Here is a 20510-nt window from a genome sequence, read left to right on the forward strand (position 1 = left end):
TGACGAGGACGCGGCTGCCGAAGGTGCCGTCCCCGTTGCCGGGCCACAGGTAGAGGTTGCCCGTCGAGTCCTCCCGGGCCATCAGGTCGGCGTGGCTGGTGCCGCGGAAGTCGCCGGCGACCGTCTGGGAGAACGGGCCCCAGCCGTCGGTGACGAGGACGCGGCTGCCGAAGGTGCCGTCCCCGTTGCCGGGCCACAGGTAGAGGTTGCCCGTCGAGTCCTCCCGGGCCATCAGGTCGGCGTGGCCGGTGCCATGGAAGTCGCCGGCGACCGTCTGGGAGAACGCGCCCCAGCCGCCCGTCAGGTCGATCCTGGCGGCGAAGGACCCGTCTCCCAGCCCTGCCCACTCGTACAGGTGCCCGTCCGAGTCGTCGCGGGCGACGAGGTCGCCGCTGCCCTTGCCGTGGAAGGCTCCGGCCGTCGTCTGGGAGAAGGTGTGGGAGGGCCTGGTCGGAGCGGGCCGCGGGGCGAGGACCTCGGCAAGGGCCGCGTTTCCGTTGGTGGTGAAGTGCAGGTGGTCGGAGGAGACGTAGCCGGCGAACGCGGCGCTCGGGTTGATCGGGTCGCGGGTCGCCTCGTCGAAGTCGTGGAAGCCGTCGATCTCCGTCGTCGTGCGGATCCAGCTGTTCACGCATCGGCGCACCCGGTCCCGGGCGACGGTGTAGTCGCCGTAGCCCTGGAACGCGGGGATGGTGGCCACGGTGAAGCGGAGCCCGGCCGCGTGCGCGCGCGAGGCCAACTGCCGGATCCCCGACACGATCGCGGTGTCGGAGGCGTCGTCCATCGTGATGTCGTTGATGCCCTCGTACAGCACGACGCTCCGCACGCCGGTCTGGGAGAGCACGTCCCGGTCGAAGCGGTTGAGCGCGCTCTGGCCGAACCCGACGCGTCCTCCCGTCCCGTCGGTGAGGATCCGGTTGCCGGAGATGCCCTTGTTGACGATGCCCTCGGGCGTCGGCTGGGCCCTGAGGGCGCGCCCGTAGTCGTCGGTCCAACGGGTGTTGGAGTCCTGGTAGGTGTGCCCGCCGTCGACCTGCGAGTCGCCGAGGGCGACGACCGTCCCGTCGCTGCCGGCGGCCGTGACGTCCAGACCGCTGAGGTAGGCCCAGTAGTCGTACCTGGCAGGGAGGTTGGCGCCGTCGGTGTCCTGGCTGTGGTCGGCGCCGTCGCCGGGAGCGGAGGTGTAGGAGGTGGTGAGCGTGTAGGGGTGGTAGGGCGCGGTGGTGATCCCGTTGGGGAGCCAGAGGCTGACCAGCAGGTTCTCGTCCGCGGCGACCGGGAAGGCGGTGGGGTCGCTGTAGATCTCGCCGCCGGGCGGGATGACGGCCTGGCCGGATCCGCCGAACGTCAGGGTGACGGGCGTGGCGGTTGCCGTGGCCGGGTTCCCGTTCCGGGCCGCGGTCCCGTCCTGGGCCGCGATGGTGACGTGCCCGATGGTCACCGGGTCCGGGCTGAAGGTGTTCGCCAGGCGGATCCGGGCGGAGCTGCCGCCGATGCTGGTGTGGATGACCATGCGCAGCGTCTGCCGGCCCGTCACGCCCGAGGATGCGGGTGGTCCTGCCAGGCTCATGGCGGTGCCCCAACTCCCGGTCCAGGCCGAGGACGCGGGACGGGGTGCGCTCGGGCCGGACGTCGGCGCGGCAGCCAGCGGCCCGCAGCCGGTGGTCGCGTACGCGGGGGCCGTGGGCGGCAGGGTGACGAACGCGCCGACGACGACAGCGGCTGCCGTCAGGGCGGACAGGCGGCCCCGCGGCGGGCGGTGGGCGACGTGCACAGGAATCCTTTCGCTGGGTACGGAAAACCCTTTTCCCGCGCGGTCCAGGCGACGGACAATTGCGGCGCCGCCTTTCCCGGGCGAGGAGATTCGATAAAGCGGCGAGAACTCTCGGAGCTCGTCAGCCACCCACGATGCAATCACTCCCGGCCCGGAGTCCGCCATGCGGAACACCAGGCGGAAAGCATGGGGAAGCTCCCGCAGAAACCGCGCCACCAGGCATGATCCGCCGGTGGCGCACGGTTCGACGGAGGGGCGGATTCGTCCGGGACCGAACCGGATGAGCGGGAAACGGACAGCTTGGCCTGATCGTACGTCAGCCGACTGTTGCGCCCGGCGGATTTGCGATATACCGTCTCGGGCATTTCCTGCTCGACAATCCGCCAATTACCTCCTGGCGTGATCACCTGCCGACTTCGAATTAGGGGCAAGCACATGGCAATCGGACGACGGCGACTCCTCGCCTCCCTCGCGGTCACCGCCCTCGCCGCACCGGTCCTGGCCAAGGGGACCGCGACCCGCGCCGCCGCGGCCACGGCCACGGGCACGGCTCTGACCGCCGACTCCGGGCCGCTGTTCATGCAGGTCGTCGCCCACGAGGACGACGACATCCTGTTCATGAACCCGGACCTGTCCAACGCGATATCCAACGGCACGCCGTCCGTCACGGTGTTCGTCACCGCGGGGAACATCACCGGTGACCCGTGTTCGGGCTGCGGGGACCCCGCCGGCGACCCGCTGCGCACCTGGAACCGCCAGATGGGCGCCGTCAACGCCTACTCCCGGATGGCCGGGGTCGGCGACACCGACCCGAACACCGACGAGATCGGGCACTGGATCGTCGAGGCCTGGACGGTCGCGGGCAAGCAGGTCGAGCGGTACATGCTCAGGGACCGGTCGGTACACCTGATCTTCCTCAACCTGCACGACGCCGGGCTCGCCGACGTGCTGAACGGCGGCACCGACACCACGGTCGTCCCGAAGGGCAGCCCGATGTCCGGGTCGTCGACCTACACGGCGGCGGACGTCGTCGAGGTGCTGCGGCAGATCATGGTGACGTACCGGCCGACCGTGCTCCGGGCCCAGGACGAACTCCCGGACACCCGCTACAAGGGCGACCACTCGGACCACGTCTCCGCCGCGAAGTTCGCCGGCGTGGCGGCGAGCCAGTACGGCGGCTCGCTGATCCAGGTGAACTACCGGGACTACAACATCAGCGACTGCCCGGTGAACCTCGACCCGGCGACGGTCGACACCAAGGGCGTGTTCGTCTCCGAGTACGCCAGCCACGACCACTCGGGGAGCTACGAGACCGCCTGGTTCTCCCGGATGTACTACCGCTGGTCGCGGGGCACCTCCTGGGCCGGGCTGAACCAGGACGGCCGACCGCAGGTCTTCGTCGTCCGGGCCGGCTCCCTCTACACGTACTGGCGCAACTCCGACGGCAGTTGGGGCGGCCCGGCACGGTTCGCCGACCCGGGCGGCCGGCTGGCCCCGGGCATAGCCGTCGGCACCAACGCGGACGGCCGGATGGAGGTCTTCGCCCGCCGCCTGACCGACCACCACATCATCTCCGTACCGCAGATCGCCCCCAACGGCGTGTGGCGGAACAGCTGGGCCGACCTCGGCAACCCCAACGCCGGGCTCAACAACGCGGACCAGGTCGGCGTGCCCGCGGTGGCCTCCTCCCAGGACGGCCGGTTGGAACTCTTCATCAAGAACGGCGGCGGCGGCCTCAGCGCGATCCGGCAGACCACCCCGAACGGTGCCTGGACGACCACCTGGGAGGACCTGCGCGGCACCGACATCCAGGACCCGGTCACCGCGATCCGCAACGGCGTCGGGAGGATCGAGGTCTTCGCCAGCACCCGCGCCGAGGTCCTCAACTGGTGGCAGACCGCCCCGAACGACGCCATCAACGGCCCGGTCACGATCCCGAACGCCCGCCCGGCGAGCCCGCCCAAGGCCGCGCTCGACCAGGACGGCCGCATCGAACTCGCCTACCGCGAGGCCGGCACCGGCGCGATGCTGGTCAGCTACCAGACCCAGCCCGGCGGACCGTGGAGCCAGTCCCCGGCCAACCTCGGCGGCCACGCGGGCGTGGGCGAGCCGGCGATGGCCACCCTCCGTGGACAGGTCGTCCTGTTCGAGCGCAACGGTGGTGGCGGCGTGAGCACCACCGCCCAGACCGCCCCGAACGCCGGCTACGGCGCCTGGCAGGACCTCGGCGGCACCGTCCTCGACTACCCGACCGCGATCGTCGGCAGCGGCGATGTCCTCCACGTGTTCGCCATCGGCACGGACGGCCGCGTCTACGTCCGTGCGGGCGCCTCGGCCACCGGCTTCGGCGGCTGGCAGGGCCTGCCGCTCTGACCGCAGGTCTCGCCGGCCGGTCGGGAGCAGTTCCGACCGGCCGGCGGGCCCCAGGTCGGCGGGCCTCGTGTGGCGGGGTGGGCCGAAAAACCGGTGGGAGCGCTCCCACGCCGTGTAGGATGGCCGCCCCCGAGAGTGCGCAAGCATGTCTCCCGAACAGTCGACCTCGTGGATCACTTCCGTCGCCCCGTTCCGGACGATCGCCCGGTGAGCCACGCCGGAGTGTGATCATGCCCCGAACTGAACGGCCGGGTCCCGGAACCGCCCGGTCCGGCGCGCGACCCACGGTGGAAGACGTGGCCGCTCGCGCGGGAGTCAGCCGGGGAACGGTGTCCCGAGTCATCAACGGTTCGCCCAAGGTGAGCACCGAGGCGAGGGAGGCCGTGGAGCGCGCCGTCGCCGAGCTCGGTTACGTACCCAACCAGGCGGCACGGTCCCTGGTGACCTCGCGGACCGATGTCATCGCCCTGGTCGTCCCGGAAAGCGCGGCGCGACTGAGGTCGGAACCGTACTTCTCGGACGTCATCACCGGGATCTCCGACGAACTCGCAGCGACCGACCTGCAGTTGCTGCTGGCCCTGGTCCGCAACGAGGACGAACGCGAGCGTCTGACGCGCTACCTCACCGCGCGTCGGGTCGACGGTGTGCTCCTGGCCTCGGTGCGTCAGGACGACCCGCTGCCCGACCTCCTTGAATGGCTGGAGATGCCGACCGTGCTGGGCGGTCGCCGTTCCGAGCGGGAACCGCTGAGCTATGTCAACGCCGACAACGCGGGCGGGGCCCGGGCGGCCGTCCGGCACCTGGTCGCGCGCGGCAGTACCAGGGTGGCCACCATCACGGGGCCGCTCGACATGGAGGCGGCCGGAGCACGCCTGGCGGGGTACCGGGAGGCGCTCGCGGAGGCCGGCCTCCCCTTGGAGGAAGCACTCGTCGCCCACGGAGACTTCACCGAGGCGGGGGGCTACGCGGCGATGCGCGAACTCCTGGCCGGAGCGCCCACCCTCGATGCCGTGTTCTGCGCCTCCGATCTGATGGCCGTGGGCGCGTTCCGGGCGCTGCGCGAGGCGGGGCGGCGCGTGCCGGGACAGGTGGCAGTCGTCGGGTTCGACGATTCCGTTATCGCCCGGAGCACCGAGCCGCCGCTCACCAGTGTTCGCCAACCGATCGAGGCGATGGGGCGGTTGATGGTTCAGCTGTTGCTCGAAGAGATCGCCGAACCCGGCCGGCCGCGTCGCCAGGTGACCCTTCCGACCGAACTGACGGTTCGGGCCTCGGCCTGACGGGCTCGGACTGGCGGACTCTGCCTGACGGTTTCGTCCTGGCGGATTCGGTCTGAGAGATCATCAAATTCCGTTGTCCTTTCATGGGCTCCTGGCGGGTGTCGCGACCGACCCGGAGGTCAGGGGCTGCTACGCTCCCCATCGTGGGAGCGCTCCCACACGCCAAGATGTGGAAGCGCGCGTTCGGTAGGAAGGGGGGGCGGATGTCCGGGGGTGACGTGCCGAAGGCACAGCAAGGGGATGCGGCATTCGGGGGGATGCTGAGGGCGCTTCGTCATGCAGCGGGACTCACGCACGAGGAACTCGCCCGGCGTTCCCAGGTCAGTGTGAGGACGATCAGCGACATCGAGCGGGGCCGGGTGCGCCGACCGCATCGCCGTTCGGTCCAGCAACTCGCGACGGCGCTCGGCCTGGGGGCTTCGCGCTTGGAGGGGTTTCTCCGTGCTGCGCGGGCCGTTCCCGGTAGCGGGATCGATCAGCCGGACGGGAGCCACCGTGGGACGCCAGCCGCCGAGGTGATGGACGAGCAGCCGTCCGCGGTGGTCGTGATGGTCGTGCCGTTGACGGCGATCGGTGAGAGCGGTCCGTGCTGTCGGCGCCGCCGGCGCTGTCCGCAGCCCCGCCCCGCCCGACCCCAGCACCAGGGCGGGGCCCGGCCGGGCGCACCCGATCACCGCGCCCAACCGCGCACCCGGTAGAACGCCGACTCCGGTAGAACGCCGGCTCGTTCCGCAGGGGAGGAGGTTCCTCCGGGCTCCCACAGAGCGAAGCGTGACGGCCTCCCGTCACGCCGCCGTCCGACCGGCGGCCACCACCTGGCGGCCCGGGTCACGCGAGGCGTGACCCGGGCCGCCGGGAGCGGGGCGGGTGGACGGACGGGTCAGGCCCGCGCACCGGTGGCGGCTTCAGCCCCCGACCAGGCGCGGACTCTTCGGTCCAGGCCCCCTGAAGGTCAGGGCAAGGTCCAGAACTGGGTCGTGACGAGGTAGAAGACGGCGGCCCAGAACGCGGTCACCCCGGCGACGATGCCGAGACCGACGCGGTTGTTCCTCCCCGCGGGCTCGCCCGGCGGGGGCCGCAGCCACCGCTTGAGCAGCCGGTTCACGTAGAAGGGCATCGTCAGGAAGCTCATGGTGAAGCTCGACAGCAGGTTGCCCACCAGCAGTCCGATCCAGAGCGGCATCTTCAGCGGCGAAAGGGCGAGCGTCAGCAGCACGACGGTCGGGTACAGGCCGACCCACACCGCGATGGCGGTCTTGGTTTCCGACGGCGGCGGCACCTCCTTGCCGTTCTCCTCGAAGGCGAACCAGCTGCCGAAGGAGTTGTCGATCGTCCGAAGTCTGAACTCGTTGAACCTGCTGCCCTCGGCGAGAAGCTTCCGCCGCGCGCCTGACGTCAGCCAGGCGTCGAGGTGCTCGGCACTGTCGAACCGGTACAGGGTGGTCCACTCGTCCTGGAGCCCCTCGACCGGGCGGAAGAGCTCCGTACCGCGAAAGCCCTCGAACGTCCGCTCCTCCTGACTCATCCGCCGCTGCCAGTCGAGAAACTCGTCGACGTGGTCGGGGTGGACACGGTGGGCGACCACGACGGTCACGAGCGGATCCGGTGCCTGCACGCCGCCTCTGACGACCTGCTGGGTTCCCGGACCGTCGAAGTACCTGCTGCCGGCGTCGAGCAGGCGCTGCCTGGTCGCGCTGTTGATCCATGCCTGCAGATGGGCTATCGAGTCGAACCGGTAGACGACGATCCAGTCGGGCTGCCGGGACGTCGGCGGGGAGACCTCCGCGCCGAGGTAGCCGGGGTAGTCGGCGGCGGCGGCGTTGACGTCCTCCTGCCACGTCTCGTACTCGCGCTCCAGCCCCGGCCGGACCTTCAGACCGATGATGGCCGTCGCCGCGGCGTCCCCGTCCCGGGGCTTCACGGTGTTCCTTTCGATCCGGCCGCCGTCGACACCGGACTGGCTTCGTTCAGCCGACTGAAGATCCGTTCCGGGGTCAGCGGCAGCGCGCGGTAGCGGACGCCCGTGGCGTCATGGAGCGCGTTCGCCAGGGCGGCGGCCACCGGGTTGATACAGCATTCCGCCATGCCCTTCGCGCGCATCGGCCCGACCGAGTCGGAGGACGCCACCAGGAGCACGTCGGTTCGGGGAACGTCGGCGTAGGTGGGGATGCGGTAGTTGCGGAGGTTCGGGTTGACCATGACACCGCTCGCGTCGATCTGGTGATTCTCGGTCAGCGCGAAGCCGATGCCCTGGGCGACACCGCCGTCCACCTGTCCCCGGACCTGTGCGGGGTTGACGACCTCGCCGGCGTCGGTGGCCTGCACGCTGTAGAGGATGCGGATCTCGCCGGTCACCCGGTGGACGGCGATCCGGAATCCCTGCGTGTTGGAGGTGACGCTTCGCGGCGAGCCGTAGCCCTTGCGGGCGGCGGTGAAACGGATTCCGCGCGCGCGGGCCAGGGCGACGAGGTCCGCCAACGACACGCGCTGCTCGCCGCAGACGACGCCGTCGTCGTCCATCGAGCACATCACGACGTGGACACCCGTGTGGGCGGCGGCGAACTCCAGGATCCGGTCCCGCACCGCGTTGGCCGCACGCAGGACGGCGTTGCCCGCCACGAAGAGTCCCGCGCTCGCGAAGGCGCCGGTGTCGAATCCCGTGCGGTCGGTGTCGGACTGCACCAGGCGGATCCGCTCCGGCGTCGTGCCCAACTGGTTGGCCGCGATCTGGACATGGGCGGTCGAGGTGCCCTCGCCGAACTCGACCGTCCCGACGGCCAGCTCGTACACCAGGTCGTCCCCGAGCGTGATCCAGGCCTCCGAGATGTGCTCGGTCGGGGGCGCGGTCTCGTGCAGGGAACTCGCCACGCCGGCCCCGACGAGCCAGTCGGGCCCCGGTGACGGCTCGTGAGCCGTTCGGGCCATCGCGGTGTCCACCAGGTCGATGCACTTGGCGAGGCCGTCCTCGGTGAACATCACGTCGTCGGGTCCGTCGTGCAACGCGACGAGCGGATCGCCCGGTCGGACGATGTTGCGGCGCCGCAGTTCGAGCGGGTCGAGGTGCAGGGCACGGGCCAGTTCGTCCATCGCCGATTCCACGGCGAACGCCGGCTGTGTCATCCCGTATCCGCGCAGTGCCCCGCTCGGAACGGTGTTCGTGTAGACGGCGAAGGCGTCGTACTTCTTGTTGGGACAGCGGTAGATCATGACGGCCGCGCCACCCGCGTACAGCGTCTCGCCGCCGTGGTTGCCGTAGGCGCCGGTGTTCGACACGTTGCGGACCTGGAACGCCGTGAGCGTCCCGTCCGCCTTCGCGCCGAGCTTGACCGTCAGCGTCATCGGATGCCGGGGCGAGGCCGTGGTGAACTCCTCCTCGCGGGTGTACTCGAAGCAGACCGGCCGCCCGGTGTCCAGCGTGGCGAGCGCGACCAGATCCTCGGAGATCACTTCCTGTTTGCCGCCGAAGCCGCCGCCGACCCGCTTGCAGAACACCCGCAGCTGGTCCGGCCGCAGGGCGAACAGATGGGCGAGCTTCGTCTTGGCGATCGACGGCGACTGCGAACTGGTACGCACGTTCAGGCGACCGTCCTCCATCCAGGCGATCGAGCCGTGGGTCTCCAGGTGCGCGTGCTGCACGCGCGGGGAGGAGTACGTGCCCTCGTGGATCACGTCGGCGTCGGCGAATCCGGCATCGACGTCACCGATGTGCGCATGGATCTCCACCAGGATGTTGTGGACCGGATCCCGGACGAAGGGGTCCTGCGCGCCGTGCAGTTGAGGCGCCCCCTCGGCCATCGCCTCCTCGGGGTCGAACACGGCCGGCATGACGTCGTAGTCGACGACGACCCTCCGGCAGCCCTCCTCCGCCGCCCCGACGGTGTCGGCCAGGACGGCCACGACGCGCTGGCCGACGAAGCGCACCGTGTTGTCGAGGATGAGGGTGTCGTCCGGATCGACGAGATGGTCGGTGTGGATCGCCGTGGTGAAGCGCTTGCGCGGCACGTCCTGCCAGGTGTAGACCCGGCGCACGCCGGGAACCGCGAGTGCGGCGGTCTGGTCGATCGAGACGATCCGGGCGTGCGCGTGCGGTGAGTGCAGCACCTTGAGGTGCAGCATGCCTTCGAGACGGGTGTCCATGGTGAACTCGGCGCGGCCGGTCACCACGTCGTCGGCCGCCGGCGCGCCGACACTCGTCCCCACCGCCTTCCCCGGGGCCGCCGTCTCCACACCGGTGACGCCCCGCACGGCGTCCTCGATCGCCCGGTAGCCGGTGCAGCGACAGAGGTTGCCCTTCAACGCCCGGGGCAGGTCGTCCTTCTGAGTCTCGGTGAGCGCCGCCGACGTCATGATCATCCCGGCTGTGCAGAAGCCGCACTGGAATCCCGGGGCGTCACGGAACTGCCGCTGCATCGGATGCAGGTCACCCGGTGATCCGAGACCCTCGATCGTCGTCACCTCGTGACCGTCCGCGCGGAACGCGGGGGTGATGCAACTGTGCACCGGATCGCCGTCCAGCCACACCGTGCACGCGCCGCAATCGCCCGCGTCGCACCCCTTCTTGACACCGAAGTGACCGAGCGAACGGAGGAAGGTACGCAGGCACTGGCCGGGTTCCGGCTCGTCGTCGAAGCTCCTGCCGTTCACCAGGAAGGTCATGCCGGGCCCCCAGCCATGAGTTCGTGACGAATCTCCTCACTGAAGTGCTTGGTCAGGTGGCGACGGTGTTCGGGAGTCCCGTTCGGATCGGCGAACCAGTAGTCGGCGGGGATGACATCGATGCTGTGCTGAAGGGTCCGTGCGTCGGGAACGCTGTTGAAGGCGATCCGCACCGGCCGCGTGGTGCCGGCGGTGACGGTGAGCGTCAGGTCGTTCGTCCCGGGCGTCCGGGTGCCGATGAGGAACACCGTCGAGCGGCCGAGTCGGGTCAGTGCGAAGCGGCGGTGCGCGGTGCGTTTCCGCAGGGCACTCGCCGGAATCCTGACGCGGCGCAGCAGTTCGCCCGGTGCGAGGAGGTTCCGGTTGTCGCCGGTCACGAAGTCGAGGGCATCGACGACGCGGATCGACCCGTCGGGAGCCCACAGCTCGTACCAGGCCTCCAGGGCGACCGTCAGCGTGATCATCGGGCCGGCAGGCAACGACAGGCAGATGTTGCCGCCGACGGTCGCCGAGTTCCACACCTTGAACGAGGACAAGAACGCCTCGCAGCCCGTGGCGAAGAGGACACCCGCGGTCCAATCACGCGGCGGCTCGAAGGCGTACAGGTCGCGGATGGTGCAGGTCGCACCGATCTCCAGGCCGGTGTCGCTCGGAACGAGCGGATCCCAGCCCAGGGACGTCAGGTCGATCAGGCGGCGCAGGCCCGGCTGCTCGGCGGAGAACAGGAACGTGCCACCCGCGAGCCAGGCGTCGCCTTCACGCCAGTCCAGGCCGGGCCGACCGGGCGGGCGCCGGACGACTTCGGTGACGGTGTTGAGGTCCATGGGAACCGTTCTCCCTCATGCCGACCACCGCGCGACGGACCACCCCCGGAGTCCGCCCTCGGGCCGCTGCGGTCGAACGCCCGAGGAGGAGCCTCGGCGGGCGCTGGGACGCATGTCAAGCGTATAGCCGGACGAGCCGGGCCCGCCAAGTCGGGACCTCGGCATGACGTCGAGCCGTCGGGGTCGGTGCGGTGGTGATGGCAGGTGTGGGGCACGTGTGGGGCCGGCGGTCCGGCGGGTGACCCGTCCCGGACGGTTCCCCGTGCGGCCGAGTACGAGCGAACCGGCGTTGCGGCCCGGGTGCGCGGAGGACCACGCTGAGAACAGGACCACTTGCCCGACGACCACTCGTCCGGAGCCCGCGATGCCGATCAGGATTCTGCTGGAGGGCCGCCCCGGCAGCGGGAAGACCACCGCGATCCGCCGACTCGCGGCGCTGCTGCCGACCCGGGAGACCTCCGGCTTCACCACGGAGGAGATCCGTACGCACGGCACCCGGGTCGGCTTCGCGCTGGAAACGCTGTCGGGCGAGCGTGCCGTGCTCGCCCATGTCGACTTCCCGGGGCCGCCACGGGTCGGGCGGTACGGCGTCGACCTGCGAGTCATGGAGCGCCTGGCCCTGCCGTCCCTGGTGTGGACGGAGCGCACGCTCGTGCTCATCGACGAGCTCGGCCGGATGGAGTTGGCGTACCGCCCGTTCGAGGACGCCGTCCGGGCCCTGTTCGCCGCCGAGGTCGGCATCGTGGCCACCGTCCAGGCGCAGCACGGCCCGTTCACCGACGCCCTCAAGCGCCGCGCCGACGTCGAGGTCCTCCGGCTGACCGTGGCGAACCGGGACGCCCTTCCCGAACGGCTGGCGGCGCGGCTGGAGTCGGCGGGACGCTGATCCCGTACGAGAGCACGCATCCGATGGCCCGCCCCGGTGGCACCGTCTCCGCGATCACCCGACGACACGACGACCTGCTGCGCGTTCGGTGATCGACACCGCCACCCACGCCGTCACCGGGACCATCGACCTCGGCGCCTACCATTCGCCGACGGCGATCGCCTTCTCGCCCGACGGCGCGCACGCCTATGTCGACTACCGGCCTCTCAGCGCTGCGCGGCCGGGCCCGCTCAGCCCTTGTGGGCCGGGGTCTGGACGGTGGAGGCCAGGCCGCCTGCGTGGGTTCCGTGCCCTTGGGCCGTCAGGCGGCCTGCGGGGCCTGGCCGGGGTGGTAGGCGGTGAGCAGCAGAGCGATGTCGTCGGAACGGTGCGGGGAGCGTTGGGCCTTGCGTAGGAGTCGATCGGCCAGGTCGTCGAGGCTTCTGGCGTGGGCGTGGGCCAGCGAGGCGCGCAGGTCGTCGATGCCCAGATCGATGCTGGTGCCGCGTTCCTCGACGAGGCCGTCGGTGTAGAGGGCGAGGATCGACCCTCGGGGAAGGTGCAGCTCCGTCTCCGGGTAGCTGCTGGTGCCGTCGACGCCGAGGAGTGGGCCACCCTCCAGTTCAAGCACCTCGGTGCTGCCGTCGGGACGGCGTAGCAAGGGCGGGCAGTGCCCGGCGCGGACGGCGCGTACACGGTCCTCGTCCGGCTCGATGAGGATGTAGCAGCAGCTGGCAAGCAGCTCGGGACCGAGGTCGACCAGGAGCCGATTGGTTCCGGCCAGGACGGCGCCGGGTGAGTGACCGGCCGTGGCGAAGGCCCGCACGGCGCTCCGCAGTTGGCCCATGGTGCCGGCTGCGGCGACGTTGTGGCCCTCGACGTCCCCGACCACGAGGGCCACGGTGTTCCCGGTGGGGATCACGTCGTACCAGTCGCCCCCGATGTCCATCCCGCTGGTGCCGGGCAGGTACCGGCCGGTGGTGCGGATGCCCGGCAGGGCGGGCAGGCGGTGGGGCAGGAGTGCCTTCTGCAGGCCGTGTGCGAGGGCGGCCTTCGCGTCGTAGAGACGGGCGCGTTCGAGTGCCTGGGCGATCAGACCGCTGAGCGCGGTCAGGATGCCCTGGTCCTTGGCGGTGAACCGGTGGATCCCGTCGAAGCCGAGGATGCAGGTGCCGACTGGGCGGTTGGAGGCGATCAGCGGTAGGTAGACCCAGGCTCCGACGCCTTCCACGGTGCGAGCCGGACAGGCATCGGTGAAATCCTGCCGGGAGTCGACGAACAGGGGTACGCCGGAGGCGAGCGTCTCCGCTCCGGGCAGCGGAGTGTCGAGCGGTTTGCCTTCCAGCCACTGCAGGAAGCGGTCGTGGTAGCCGGTGTGGAAGAGCAGGTGCAGACGGCCTTCGTCGATCACGTAGATGGCCAGGTGCTGTCCGCCGAAGGCCGGCAGGAGCTGATGGGCGACGACGTCGCACACCTCGACCGTGCTCACCGCTTCGGTCAGCGCGCTGCTGAGCTGCAGGACGCGGTAGATGGAGCCCAGGCGCGCGGGCTCCGCGTGGGGTGGTGGCGGGCTCGGCGCGGGGGACCCGGGCCCGGGGACGGGCGAAGGGGCGGTCGATGTCCCGGAGCCCTCCGATGTGCCGGACACGTCCGGTGGCGAGTGGGGCGGCCGGGCGGACGTCACCCTGCCGGTCACGCCGTTCACATCGGGGTGGAGGGAGAAGACGAGCCAGCGGTCCGGCGGGCGCCGGACCAGAAAGACGGTGGGTTGCTGGGAGACCATCGCGGCTCGGTGCCGGTCCTCGAAGATCGGATCGGACAGCCACGGAAGGACATCCCACAGGCAGCGGCCGAGCAGTTCCCCGCCGGGCGTCCCCAGCAGCACCTCCAGGCTGTGATTGGCGTAGGCGACGTGTCCGTTCGGATCGAGGGAGAAGAGTCCGTCCCGGAGCCGTTCCACCGCGGTGACGGCTGCGGCTCCGGCTCCGGCGTCGAGCACGCTGCCGACCAGGTGGGTCCGGACCGCCTCCTCAGACGCCTCCGGCACGCGACCCCACAGCTCAACGGTGCGGTACCCGTCGGCGGTGCGGACGCGCAGGCGGCGGGCGACCACTCTGCCGTCCGCGACGGCTGCCCGGGCCGCAGCCCGGAGCGAGACCCGGTCGCCCGGGTGGAGCCGGGAAGCCAGTGTGTCGGCCCGCCCGTCGAAGGCGTCGGGCGTGAGACCGAAGATCGCACAGAGCTCGTCGTCGGCGACCACGGTCCCGGTGTCGAGTTGCCAGTCGAACAGACCGACCCGCACCGCCGGCGCGGTGGGAGCCGGGACCTCGATGGGCACTGTCGCGGCGTCGTACTCGAAGACGCCCCCGCGGGCTCGAAGGCCGGCGAGGTCTGCGCCGAGCCGGTTGGCGATGGCCCGCAGATGGCGGAGCCGGGCCCTCGACAGCCCCGCGTGCCCGGACGGCGCCGGCCACACCACCGCCAGTGCTCCCAGACTCTCCTGCCCGGCCCTCACCGGCACCGACGCCGAGCCGAACGCGTACGGCAGGGCCACCGCGAGCTGCGGATAGCGTCGCATCGTCTCGTCGGCGTCGGCCAGATGGACCGTCCGGCCCGACCGGTAGGCCACCGCCACCGGAATGGGGCTGTTGACCGGGATGAGCCGCCAGCCGCCGAGTAGGGACGGCGGCGCACCGCAGGTGGCGGCCAGCACGATCGAGCGGCCGTCCCGGGAGCGCAGGAAGACGCTCCCGGCATGGGCGGCGGTCTCCTCGACGGCCTTGACCACCGCCGTCACCAGGGCGTCCTCACGCTCCGCCGCCGTACCGACAGCCGCCCCGGCCTCGGTCGCCCGTCCGCGACGGCCGGAATCCGCCGTGGCGTCCGTGTCCGGGTACGTGGCCGCGTCGCTCCGGACGGGTGTCGCCGCCCGGTCCACCGGCTCGTGCCGACTCATGCTTTCCGATCTACGTCGCGGTGGCGACGCTGTCAAGGCCGACCGGGTGGCGACCCGGCGAGGAGCGGGTGCCGCCTTCCCGTGGCGGTGCCGAGGGGTTGCTGCTCGGGTACGGCCGCAGAGGCACGCGCCCGGTCGTCGGGCGGATGGTACGGCTGGACCCGCCCGTTCTCGGCGCGGCGCCCGAACGGGGGACAAAGGTCCCCGAATACGACACCGGGTCGTAGTAGGGCCCTGGATGTGGCCTGTCCGCACTCCGAACAGGGTCGTGCCACGGCCGAACCTGGGCCGTGTCTCGTAATTGATCTTGCAGGTGGAAATTGTCGTTGAGCTCGTGGTCAGCGGCCGGAAGACTGCGGCCATGAGCTCTCGACGCTTCGTCTTCCTCGATCCTGACGGCATGAGTGCCGGTGGCTGGCTGTATGCGGTGGTCGAGGCGAAGACGGGGGTCTTCTACCAGCAACAGTACGGCGGAACCGCCTGCCGGCAGGGGCAGGTCGAAGGCTTTCTGGTGCCGTTGTTCGGCCCTGATGAGCTGGACGCGTTGCGCGAGCTGTTCGAGAAGCACTTTTGTGGTGCCGGCACCTGGAACTACGCGTGGCCGGATGACGAGCGGGAGAGGCTCCGCGAGATCACCGGAGCCATCCGCTACTGGGCATGCGACGGGACCACTGAGGAGCCGCGCCCTCTGCGCCTGGACGAGAGCCGGATCCGTGAGGCCGATGAGGCCTGGGTGCCGGTGATCACGCCGGACGGCCCGGCAGTGCTGGTGTGGTTCGACTCGGACTGAACCCGGCGATCAGTCGTCCGCCCTGAGCCAGAGGATCAGCGATGCGATGATCACCCCGGCACGGTAGCGGGCTGCCAGTTTGTCGAACCGGGTTGCCACCGCGCGGAACTGCTTCAACCGGGAGAAGTACCGCTCGACAACGTTCCGCCCCCGGTAAGCGGTCTTGTCGAAGGCCGGCGGTCGGCCACCCCTGCCCGCGCGGCGGGCTCGACTGGCGATCTGGTCCCGGCGCTCGGGGATGGTCGCCTTGATGCTTCGACGCCGCAGCAGATGGCGGATCTTCCGTGACGAGTAGGCCTTGTCCGCCACCATCCGGTCGGGCTTGGTGCGCGGGCGTCCGGCGCCGGTTCGCTGGATGCGGATCGCGTCCAGCACGGCCGGGAACATGGTGCAGTCCGCCGTGTTCCCGGTGCTGAGCACGATCGACAGCGGCATCCCCCGGCCGTCGACTGCCAGGTGGACCTTGGTCGTCAGCCCGCCCCGGGACCGGCCGAGCGCCTCGCGATGCGCGACAGCTGCCGGATCTTCCGATTCGTCCCCTGCGTCGGCCCCTTTTTTGCGGGCGCCCGCGGCATGCTGATGCGCCCGGGCGATCGTGGAATCGACGGAGACGGTCCACTCCACGGCGCCCACCGAGTCATCGCGGACCTGGACCTCCTGCAACAACCTGGCCGCGACGGCGAGGGGGATGCCGGCGGCGATCATGATGCTGGCCGCGGTGTTCCTGAGGTCGTGCAGGACGATCTTCGGCAGGTCGAGTTCGGCGGTGCGCTTTCGGAGCTGGTCGAGGACCCACTGGGGGCGTAGGGGCAAGGGGTTGGAAACTTCACTCAGAGGGTGCCGCGGGACTTCCTTCGCCGCTGACGTAGTTGCAACCTGGGGTAGCCCCGGCGTGTGGAGTGCTGTACGTGGGGCTTTCTCTTGGTTCTGTTGAACCAACCGTTCCTTCCGTCAGTTGTTCAGGTCGAACACTCGGCGTACGGGAAGCAGAAGAGCCGGAGGGCGCCAGGCCCGGTCCGGCCGGGAACCGGCCGGACCCAGCTCTGGGCCGTCTGCGGTGGTGCCGAGTGCGTGGGGTTCCGCTCCTCCTGGTCGAGAGAGGTCGAGAGGGGTGGGGCGCGCTCAGACGCCGTGCCAGGACTTCCACAGCGCGGCGTACCCGCCGCCGGCCGCCAACAGCTCTTCGTGACTGCCCAATTCGGTCACCCGGCCGCCTTCCATGACCGCGACCCGGTCCGCGTCGTGGGCGGTGTGCAGGCGGTGGGCGATGGCGATCACGGTGCGTTCCTTGAGCACAGCCGCCAGCGAGCGCTCGATATGCCGGGCCGTGGTCGGGTCGAGCAGGGAGGTGGCCTCGTCCAGGATCAGCGTGTGTGGGTCGGCCAGGACCACCCGGGCCAGGGCGAGTTGCTGGGCCTGCTGAGCGTCCAGACGGAGCCCACCGGCACCGAGTTCGGTGTCCAGCCCGTCCGGCAGCTCGTCCACCCAGTCGATATCGACGGCGGCCAGCACCGCGTGCAGGTCCTGGTCGGTCGCGGCGGGCGCGGCGATCAGGAGGTTGTCCCGGACGGTGCCGAGAAAGACGTGATGCTCCTGGGAGACCATGACGACGTGTCGGCGCAACTGGGCCGGGTCGAGCTCGGCGACAGGCACCTGCCCCACCGTCACCCGTCCGGTGCGGGGCGTCTCCGCCCCGGCCAGCAGCCGGCCCAGAGTGGACTTGCCGGCTCCGGACGGGCCGACGATCGCCAGCCGCTCGCCCGGACGGACGGTGAGGTCGACGCCGTGCAGGACGTCCCGCTCGCCCTGATAGGCGTACCGGACGTCGACCACGTCGATCCGGTCGTCCGCGGGCCGGCCGCCGCCGGTCACGGCCGGGGAGTCCACCTGGCCGATGCCCTCGACTCGGGCGAAGGAGGCGTTGCTGCGCTGGAGTTGGTCGAGCCAGAGCAGGACCTTGTCCAGCGGCTCGGAGAGCTTCCAGAAGTAGAGAGCACAGGCGACCACCGCGCCGGTGGTGACCGCGCCGGTGTCGCGCAGGGCGGCGCCGAGCAGCAGGATGCCGGCGACCGGGGCGATGTACGAGAACTCGACCACGGGAAAGAGGACGGTGCGCAGGTTGAGGGTGTGGGTACGGGTGACCCGGCAGTGCTCCACCGCCTCGGCCGTGGCGGCGATCCGGCGGTCCTGGAGGCCCAGGGCCTCGACGGTGCGGGCCCCTGCCGCGGTGGAGGTGAGGATCTCGATCAGCGCGGAGTTGGCGGCGCCTTCGGCGAGGTATCCCGCGTGTGCACGGTGCAGGTACCAGCGGGTGGCGAACCAGATCCCGGAGAGGCAGAGCAACCCGCAGATGCCGAGCAGCGGGTTGACCGCGAGCATGGCGACCAGGATCAGGAGGATCTGGACGAGCGCCACCGAGATCTCCGGCCCGGCGTCGCGCAGGGTGGTGCCGACGGTGGCGACGTCGGCGGTGCCGCGCGTCAGCAGGTCACCGGCGCCGGCGCGTTCGGCCACCGACGCGGGCAGGGCGAGGGAGCGGTCGACGAACCGCTCTCGGATCCGCGCCAGAGTCCGCTCGCCGAAGCGGTGAGCGGCGTAGCGGGCGAAGCGGCCGAGGAGCAGCTGCGCGAGCGCGAAGCAGAGGATGCCGAGGGCGAGTCGGTCGACGTGTCCGACCCCGGCGCCGCCCCGGACGTCGTCGATGATCCGGCCCAGCAGCCAGGGGCCGCCCAGACCGGCGGCCGCGGCCAGTCCGTTGAGGGTCAGCATCGCGGCGACCGCACGGCCGTCCTGCCCCATCAGACGCACGGCGGCCCGGCGGACCTCGGCAGGTCCGGCAATCGGGAGCCGTCCGGGGGCGGTCTCGGTCTGAGCAGTCATCGGACGGCCTCCTCGGCGGGCGTGGACCCGGTGGCGGTTTCGCGGCGGGCCACCAGCGCGCGGTAGCCGGGCTCTGACGCGAGCAGTTCCTGGTGCGGGCCGGCCGCCGCCAGACGGCCGTCGACGAGGTAGCAGACGGTGTCGGCCTGCTCCAGGAGGACGGGGGAGGTCGAGGTGAGGGCGGTGGTGCGTCCGGTCCGCGCCCGGCGCAGCCCAGCGGCCATGGCGGCCTCGGTGTGGGCGTCCACGGCGGAGGTGGGCTCGACCAGCAGGAGCACCTCCGGGTCCGCCAGCAGGGCACGGACCAGCCGCAGCCGCTGGCGCTGACCGCCGGAGAGGTTGCTGCCCTGGGCCTGGATCACGCTGTCCAGGCCATCGGGCAGTGCCTGCACGATGTCCTCCGCCGCGGCGTCTCTGACGGCCTGGGCGATGAACGGGCCGGTGTGCTCGGACCGGCCGCCGACCACGGTGCGCAGCGTGCCGGAGAAGAAGTCGGCGTCGTTGTCCGCCACCACGATCCGGCTGCGGATCTCGGCCAGGGCGACCTCGGCGAGCGGCACGCCGCCCCAGGTCGCAGCGGATGCGCTGTACCGGCCGAGCCGGTCGATCACGGCCGCGGAATCGGCCGGGCGAGCGCTCACGATCGCGGTCAGCCGGCCCGGGACCAGTTCCACACCGGTGTCGGCGTCGTACAGGACTGATGGCTCGTCATGGGCCGGCCGGAGTGTTGCGGCGTCTTCGAAGGCGGGCTTCAGGTCGAGCATCCGGACCACCCGTCGAGCGGCCACCAGACCCCTGGTGAGGTCGTATCCGCCCTCGATGAAGTTGGAGACCGGTACCACCAGGACGGCGACGTAGCCGTAGACGGCGACCAGCGTGCCGATCGTGATGGTGCCCTCGGCGGCCATCCGGGCGGCCAGCCAGGTCACCAACGCAAGGAAGAGGGCGGGCAGGCCGACCGAGAGCGCTTGGATCCAGCTGGTCACGGCGCCGACCCGGTATCCTTCGGCCTGCAGGTTCTGCGATCCGCGCAGGTAGCGGCCGGCCATCATCTCCTTACCGCCGATGCCGTTGAGTACGCGCATGCCGCCGACGATGTCCCCGAGCCGGGCGGTCAGGGCCCCCTGCTGCTCGCGGTACCTGGACTCCGCGCCCTGGAGGCGTTCCAGCAGCGGCCCTACCGCGACCGCGAGTAACGGCACCCCCAGCAGGACCACGAGGGCGAGCGGGGCGGAGACCGACAGCAGCAGCGCGGCCGCCACCAGGTACGCGACGACAGCACCGACGCCCGGGCCGGTAATCGTCAGTGTCTGGCTCATCTGCGCGACGTCGCCCACACCGATGCTGGCCACCTCGCCGGCCGTCACTTTTCGGGGCAGTTCGGCACCCAGCCGAGTGGAGTGTGCGACCACGACCTTGATGGTCCGGAAGGTGGCGTCCATCCGGACTCGTGTCATGATGCGGTGGCGCATGATGCCGAGCCATGCGTTGAGCAGCGCGGCGCCGACCAGTGCGGCCACCCAGCCGACCAGGACGCCGGTCTTCCCCCGCTGGAGCCCGTCGTCGATCGCACGCTGCATGAGGTACGGCGGCAGCAGGAGGCAGACCATCCAGAGGGTGCCGATCACCGCACCACCTGTCACCCGTCGGCGCTGACTCATGGTCAGCCACCACAGGTAACGCGCAGCACTTCGGTGATCCGGGGTTCCCGGGTCGGCATACGAATCCGTCATGAGTGAAACCCTAACCGTCTTTCCCGGTCCTTATCCTGAATTCCGTCTACCTCCCGACCGCCTGTGGCTGTAGTCACCACGGGCAGGAGGTGTTCATCATGAAGAAGCAGCTTCGCGGGATCTGTGCAGGCTTCTGGAACCGGCTCGACCAAGCCGCGTGATGCCGAAGTGCGGGGGAGAAGCGTTTCCCACCGCATTCAGCTGCCCTTCGGAAAATTCGCCATGGATTATCCGGCGAGACATCCGCCGGGGAGTTCTCGAACCCCTTGGACATATTGATCAGACCGGCCTCGATCGACGCCGCGAGAACGGCTGGGAGATTTCCGTCGAGATAGTAGCGGCTCGCGCCCACTCCGATGAGGATTCCCTTCCCTGCGGC

At 70.7% G+C, this 20510-nt stretch carries 12 protein-coding genes and 1 pseudogene; 5 read left to right on the top strand and 8 right to left on the bottom strand.

What is annotated here, in order from left to right; translation table 11 throughout:
- On the bottom strand, positions 1-1774 hold a 1774-nt coding region (locus ACGF13_RS09415; RefSeq protein WP_392870965.1), incomplete at its 3' end, for a GDSL-type esterase/lipase family protein.
- Positions 1775-2209: 435 nt separating this feature from the next.
- On the opposite strand from ACGF13_RS09415, the gene ACGF13_RS09420 reads away from it, so the two are divergent.
- From ACGF13_RS09420 to ACGF13_RS09430, 3 genes are all read left to right on the top strand, one after another.
- Entirely contained in the window at positions 2210-4147 is a 1938-nt protein-coding gene (locus tag ACGF13_RS09420) for a PIG-L family deacetylase (RefSeq protein ID WP_392870968.1), read from the top strand.
- 230 nt (positions 4148-4377) lie between these two features.
- On the top strand, positions 4378-5427 hold the full coding sequence (locus ACGF13_RS09425) for a LacI family DNA-binding transcriptional regulator (RefSeq protein ID WP_392870971.1): 1050 nt from the start codon (positions 4378-4380) through the stop codon (positions 5425-5427).
- A gap of 257 nt (positions 5428-5684) precedes the next feature.
- Complete coding sequence (locus ACGF13_RS09430; RefSeq protein ID WP_392871654.1) at positions 5685-6125, top strand: helix-turn-helix domain-containing protein; 441 nt, start codon at positions 5685-5687, stop codon at positions 6123-6125.
- 254 nt (positions 6126-6379) lie between these two features.
- Here ACGF13_RS09430 and ACGF13_RS09435 read toward each other — a convergent pair whose 3' ends face one another.
- Genes ACGF13_RS09435 through ACGF13_RS09445 form a run of 3 tightly spaced genes read right to left on the bottom strand, consistent with a single transcriptional unit; the run spans position 6380 to position 10907 of the window.
- The gene (locus tag ACGF13_RS09435; protein WP_392870974.1) at positions 6380-7348 is read right to left on the bottom strand and encodes an antibiotic biosynthesis monooxygenase; all 969 of its coding nucleotides are present in this window, start codon (positions 7346-7348) and stop codon (positions 6380-6382) included.
- Positions 7345-10083, bottom strand: a complete 2739-nt coding sequence (locus ACGF13_RS09440; RefSeq protein ID WP_392870977.1) for a molybdopterin-dependent oxidoreductase — start codon at positions 10081-10083, stop codon at positions 7345-7347. Before ACGF13_RS09440 ends, ACGF13_RS09435 begins: the two co-directional genes overlap by 4 nt.
- Complete coding sequence (locus tag ACGF13_RS09445; protein ID WP_392870980.1) at positions 10080-10907, bottom strand: FAD binding domain-containing protein; 828 nt, start codon at positions 10905-10907, stop codon at positions 10080-10082. Before ACGF13_RS09445 ends, ACGF13_RS09440 begins: the two co-directional genes overlap by 4 nt.
- A 364-nt stretch (positions 10908-11271) precedes the next feature.
- Between ACGF13_RS09445 and ACGF13_RS09450 the strand changes: the two genes are divergently transcribed.
- Entirely contained in the window at positions 11272-11793 is a 522-nt protein-coding gene (locus tag ACGF13_RS09450) for a nucleoside-triphosphatase (RefSeq protein WP_392870983.1), read from the top strand.
- Between the two features lie 301 nt (positions 11794-12094).
- On the opposite strand, the gene ACGF13_RS09455 is transcribed toward ACGF13_RS09450, so the two are convergent.
- Positions 12095-14728, bottom strand: a complete 2634-nt coding sequence (locus ACGF13_RS09455; RefSeq protein ID WP_392870986.1) for a SpoIIE family protein phosphatase — start codon at positions 14726-14728, stop codon at positions 12095-12097.
- A gap of 361 nt (positions 14729-15089) precedes the next feature.
- Between ACGF13_RS09455 and ACGF13_RS09460 the strand changes: the two genes are divergently transcribed.
- Positions 15090-15518, top strand: a complete 429-nt coding sequence (locus ACGF13_RS09460) for a DUF6210 family protein (protein ID WP_392870989.1) — start codon at positions 15090-15092, stop codon at positions 15516-15518.
- Positions 15519-15527: 9 nt separating this feature from the next.
- On the opposite strand, the pseudogene ACGF13_RS09465 reads toward ACGF13_RS09460, so the two are convergent.
- The 3 genes and pseudogenes from ACGF13_RS09465 to ACGF13_RS09475 all read right to left on the bottom strand — a co-directional run.
- A pseudogene (locus tag ACGF13_RS09465) lies at positions 15528-16190 on the bottom strand (IS5 family transposase); the annotation flags it as partial.
- Between the two features lie 450 nt (positions 16191-16640).
- Positions 16641-18398: an ABC transporter ATP-binding protein gene (locus ACGF13_RS09470; protein WP_392870992.1), complete on the bottom strand. Its 1758-nt coding sequence runs from the start codon at positions 18396-18398 to the stop codon at positions 16641-16643.
- Entirely contained in the window at positions 18395-20131 is a 1737-nt protein-coding gene (locus ACGF13_RS09475; protein WP_392870995.1) for an ABC transporter transmembrane domain-containing protein, read from the bottom strand. The genes ACGF13_RS09470 and ACGF13_RS09475 overlap by 4 nt, the downstream gene beginning before the upstream one ends.
- Positions 20132-20510: the final 379 nt, after the last annotated feature.

The sequence above is a fragment of the Kitasatospora sp. NPDC048286 genome (genome assembly GCF_043201735.1).
GTDB lineage: Bacteria > Actinomycetota > Actinomycetes > Streptomycetales > Streptomycetaceae > Kitasatospora.

What these genes read in the sequence shown, in the direction of transcription:
- ACGF13_RS09420 (WP_392870968.1), top strand. Translation starts at nt 2,210, where the DNA reads ATGGCAATCGGACGACGGCGACTCCTCGCCTCCCTCGCGGTCACCGCC.
- ACGF13_RS09425 (WP_392870971.1), top strand. Translation starts at nt 4,378, where the DNA reads ATGCCCCGAACTGAACGGCCGGGTCCCGGAACCGCCCGGTCCGGCGCG.
- ACGF13_RS09430 (WP_392871654.1), top strand. Translation starts at nt 5,685, where the DNA reads ATGCTGAGGGCGCTTCGTCATGCAGCGGGACTCACGCACGAGGAACTC.
- ACGF13_RS09440 (WP_392870977.1), bottom strand. Translation starts at nt 10,083, where the DNA reads ATGACCTTCCTGGTGAACGGCAGGAGCTTCGACGACGAGCCGGAACCC.
- ACGF13_RS09445 (WP_392870980.1), bottom strand. Translation starts at nt 10,907, where the DNA reads ATGGACCTCAACACCGTCACCGAAGTCGTCCGGCGCCCGCCCGGTCGG.
- ACGF13_RS09450 (WP_392870983.1), top strand. Translation starts at nt 11,272, where the DNA reads ATGCCGATCAGGATTCTGCTGGAGGGCCGCCCCGGCAGCGGGAAGACC.
- ACGF13_RS09455 (WP_392870986.1), bottom strand. Translation starts at nt 14,728, where the DNA reads ATGAGTCGGCACGAGCCGGTGGACCGGGCGGCGACACCCGTCCGGAGC.
- ACGF13_RS09460 (WP_392870989.1), top strand. Translation starts at nt 15,090, where the DNA reads ATGAGCTCTCGACGCTTCGTCTTCCTCGATCCTGACGGCATGAGTGCC.
- ACGF13_RS09470 (WP_392870992.1), bottom strand. Translation starts at nt 18,398, where the DNA reads ATGACTGCTCAGACCGAGACCGCCCCCGGACGGCTCCCGATTGCCGGA.
- ACGF13_RS09475 (WP_392870995.1), bottom strand. Translation starts at nt 20,131, where the DNA reads ATGACGGATTCGTATGCCGACCCGGGAACCCCGGATCACCGAAGTGCT.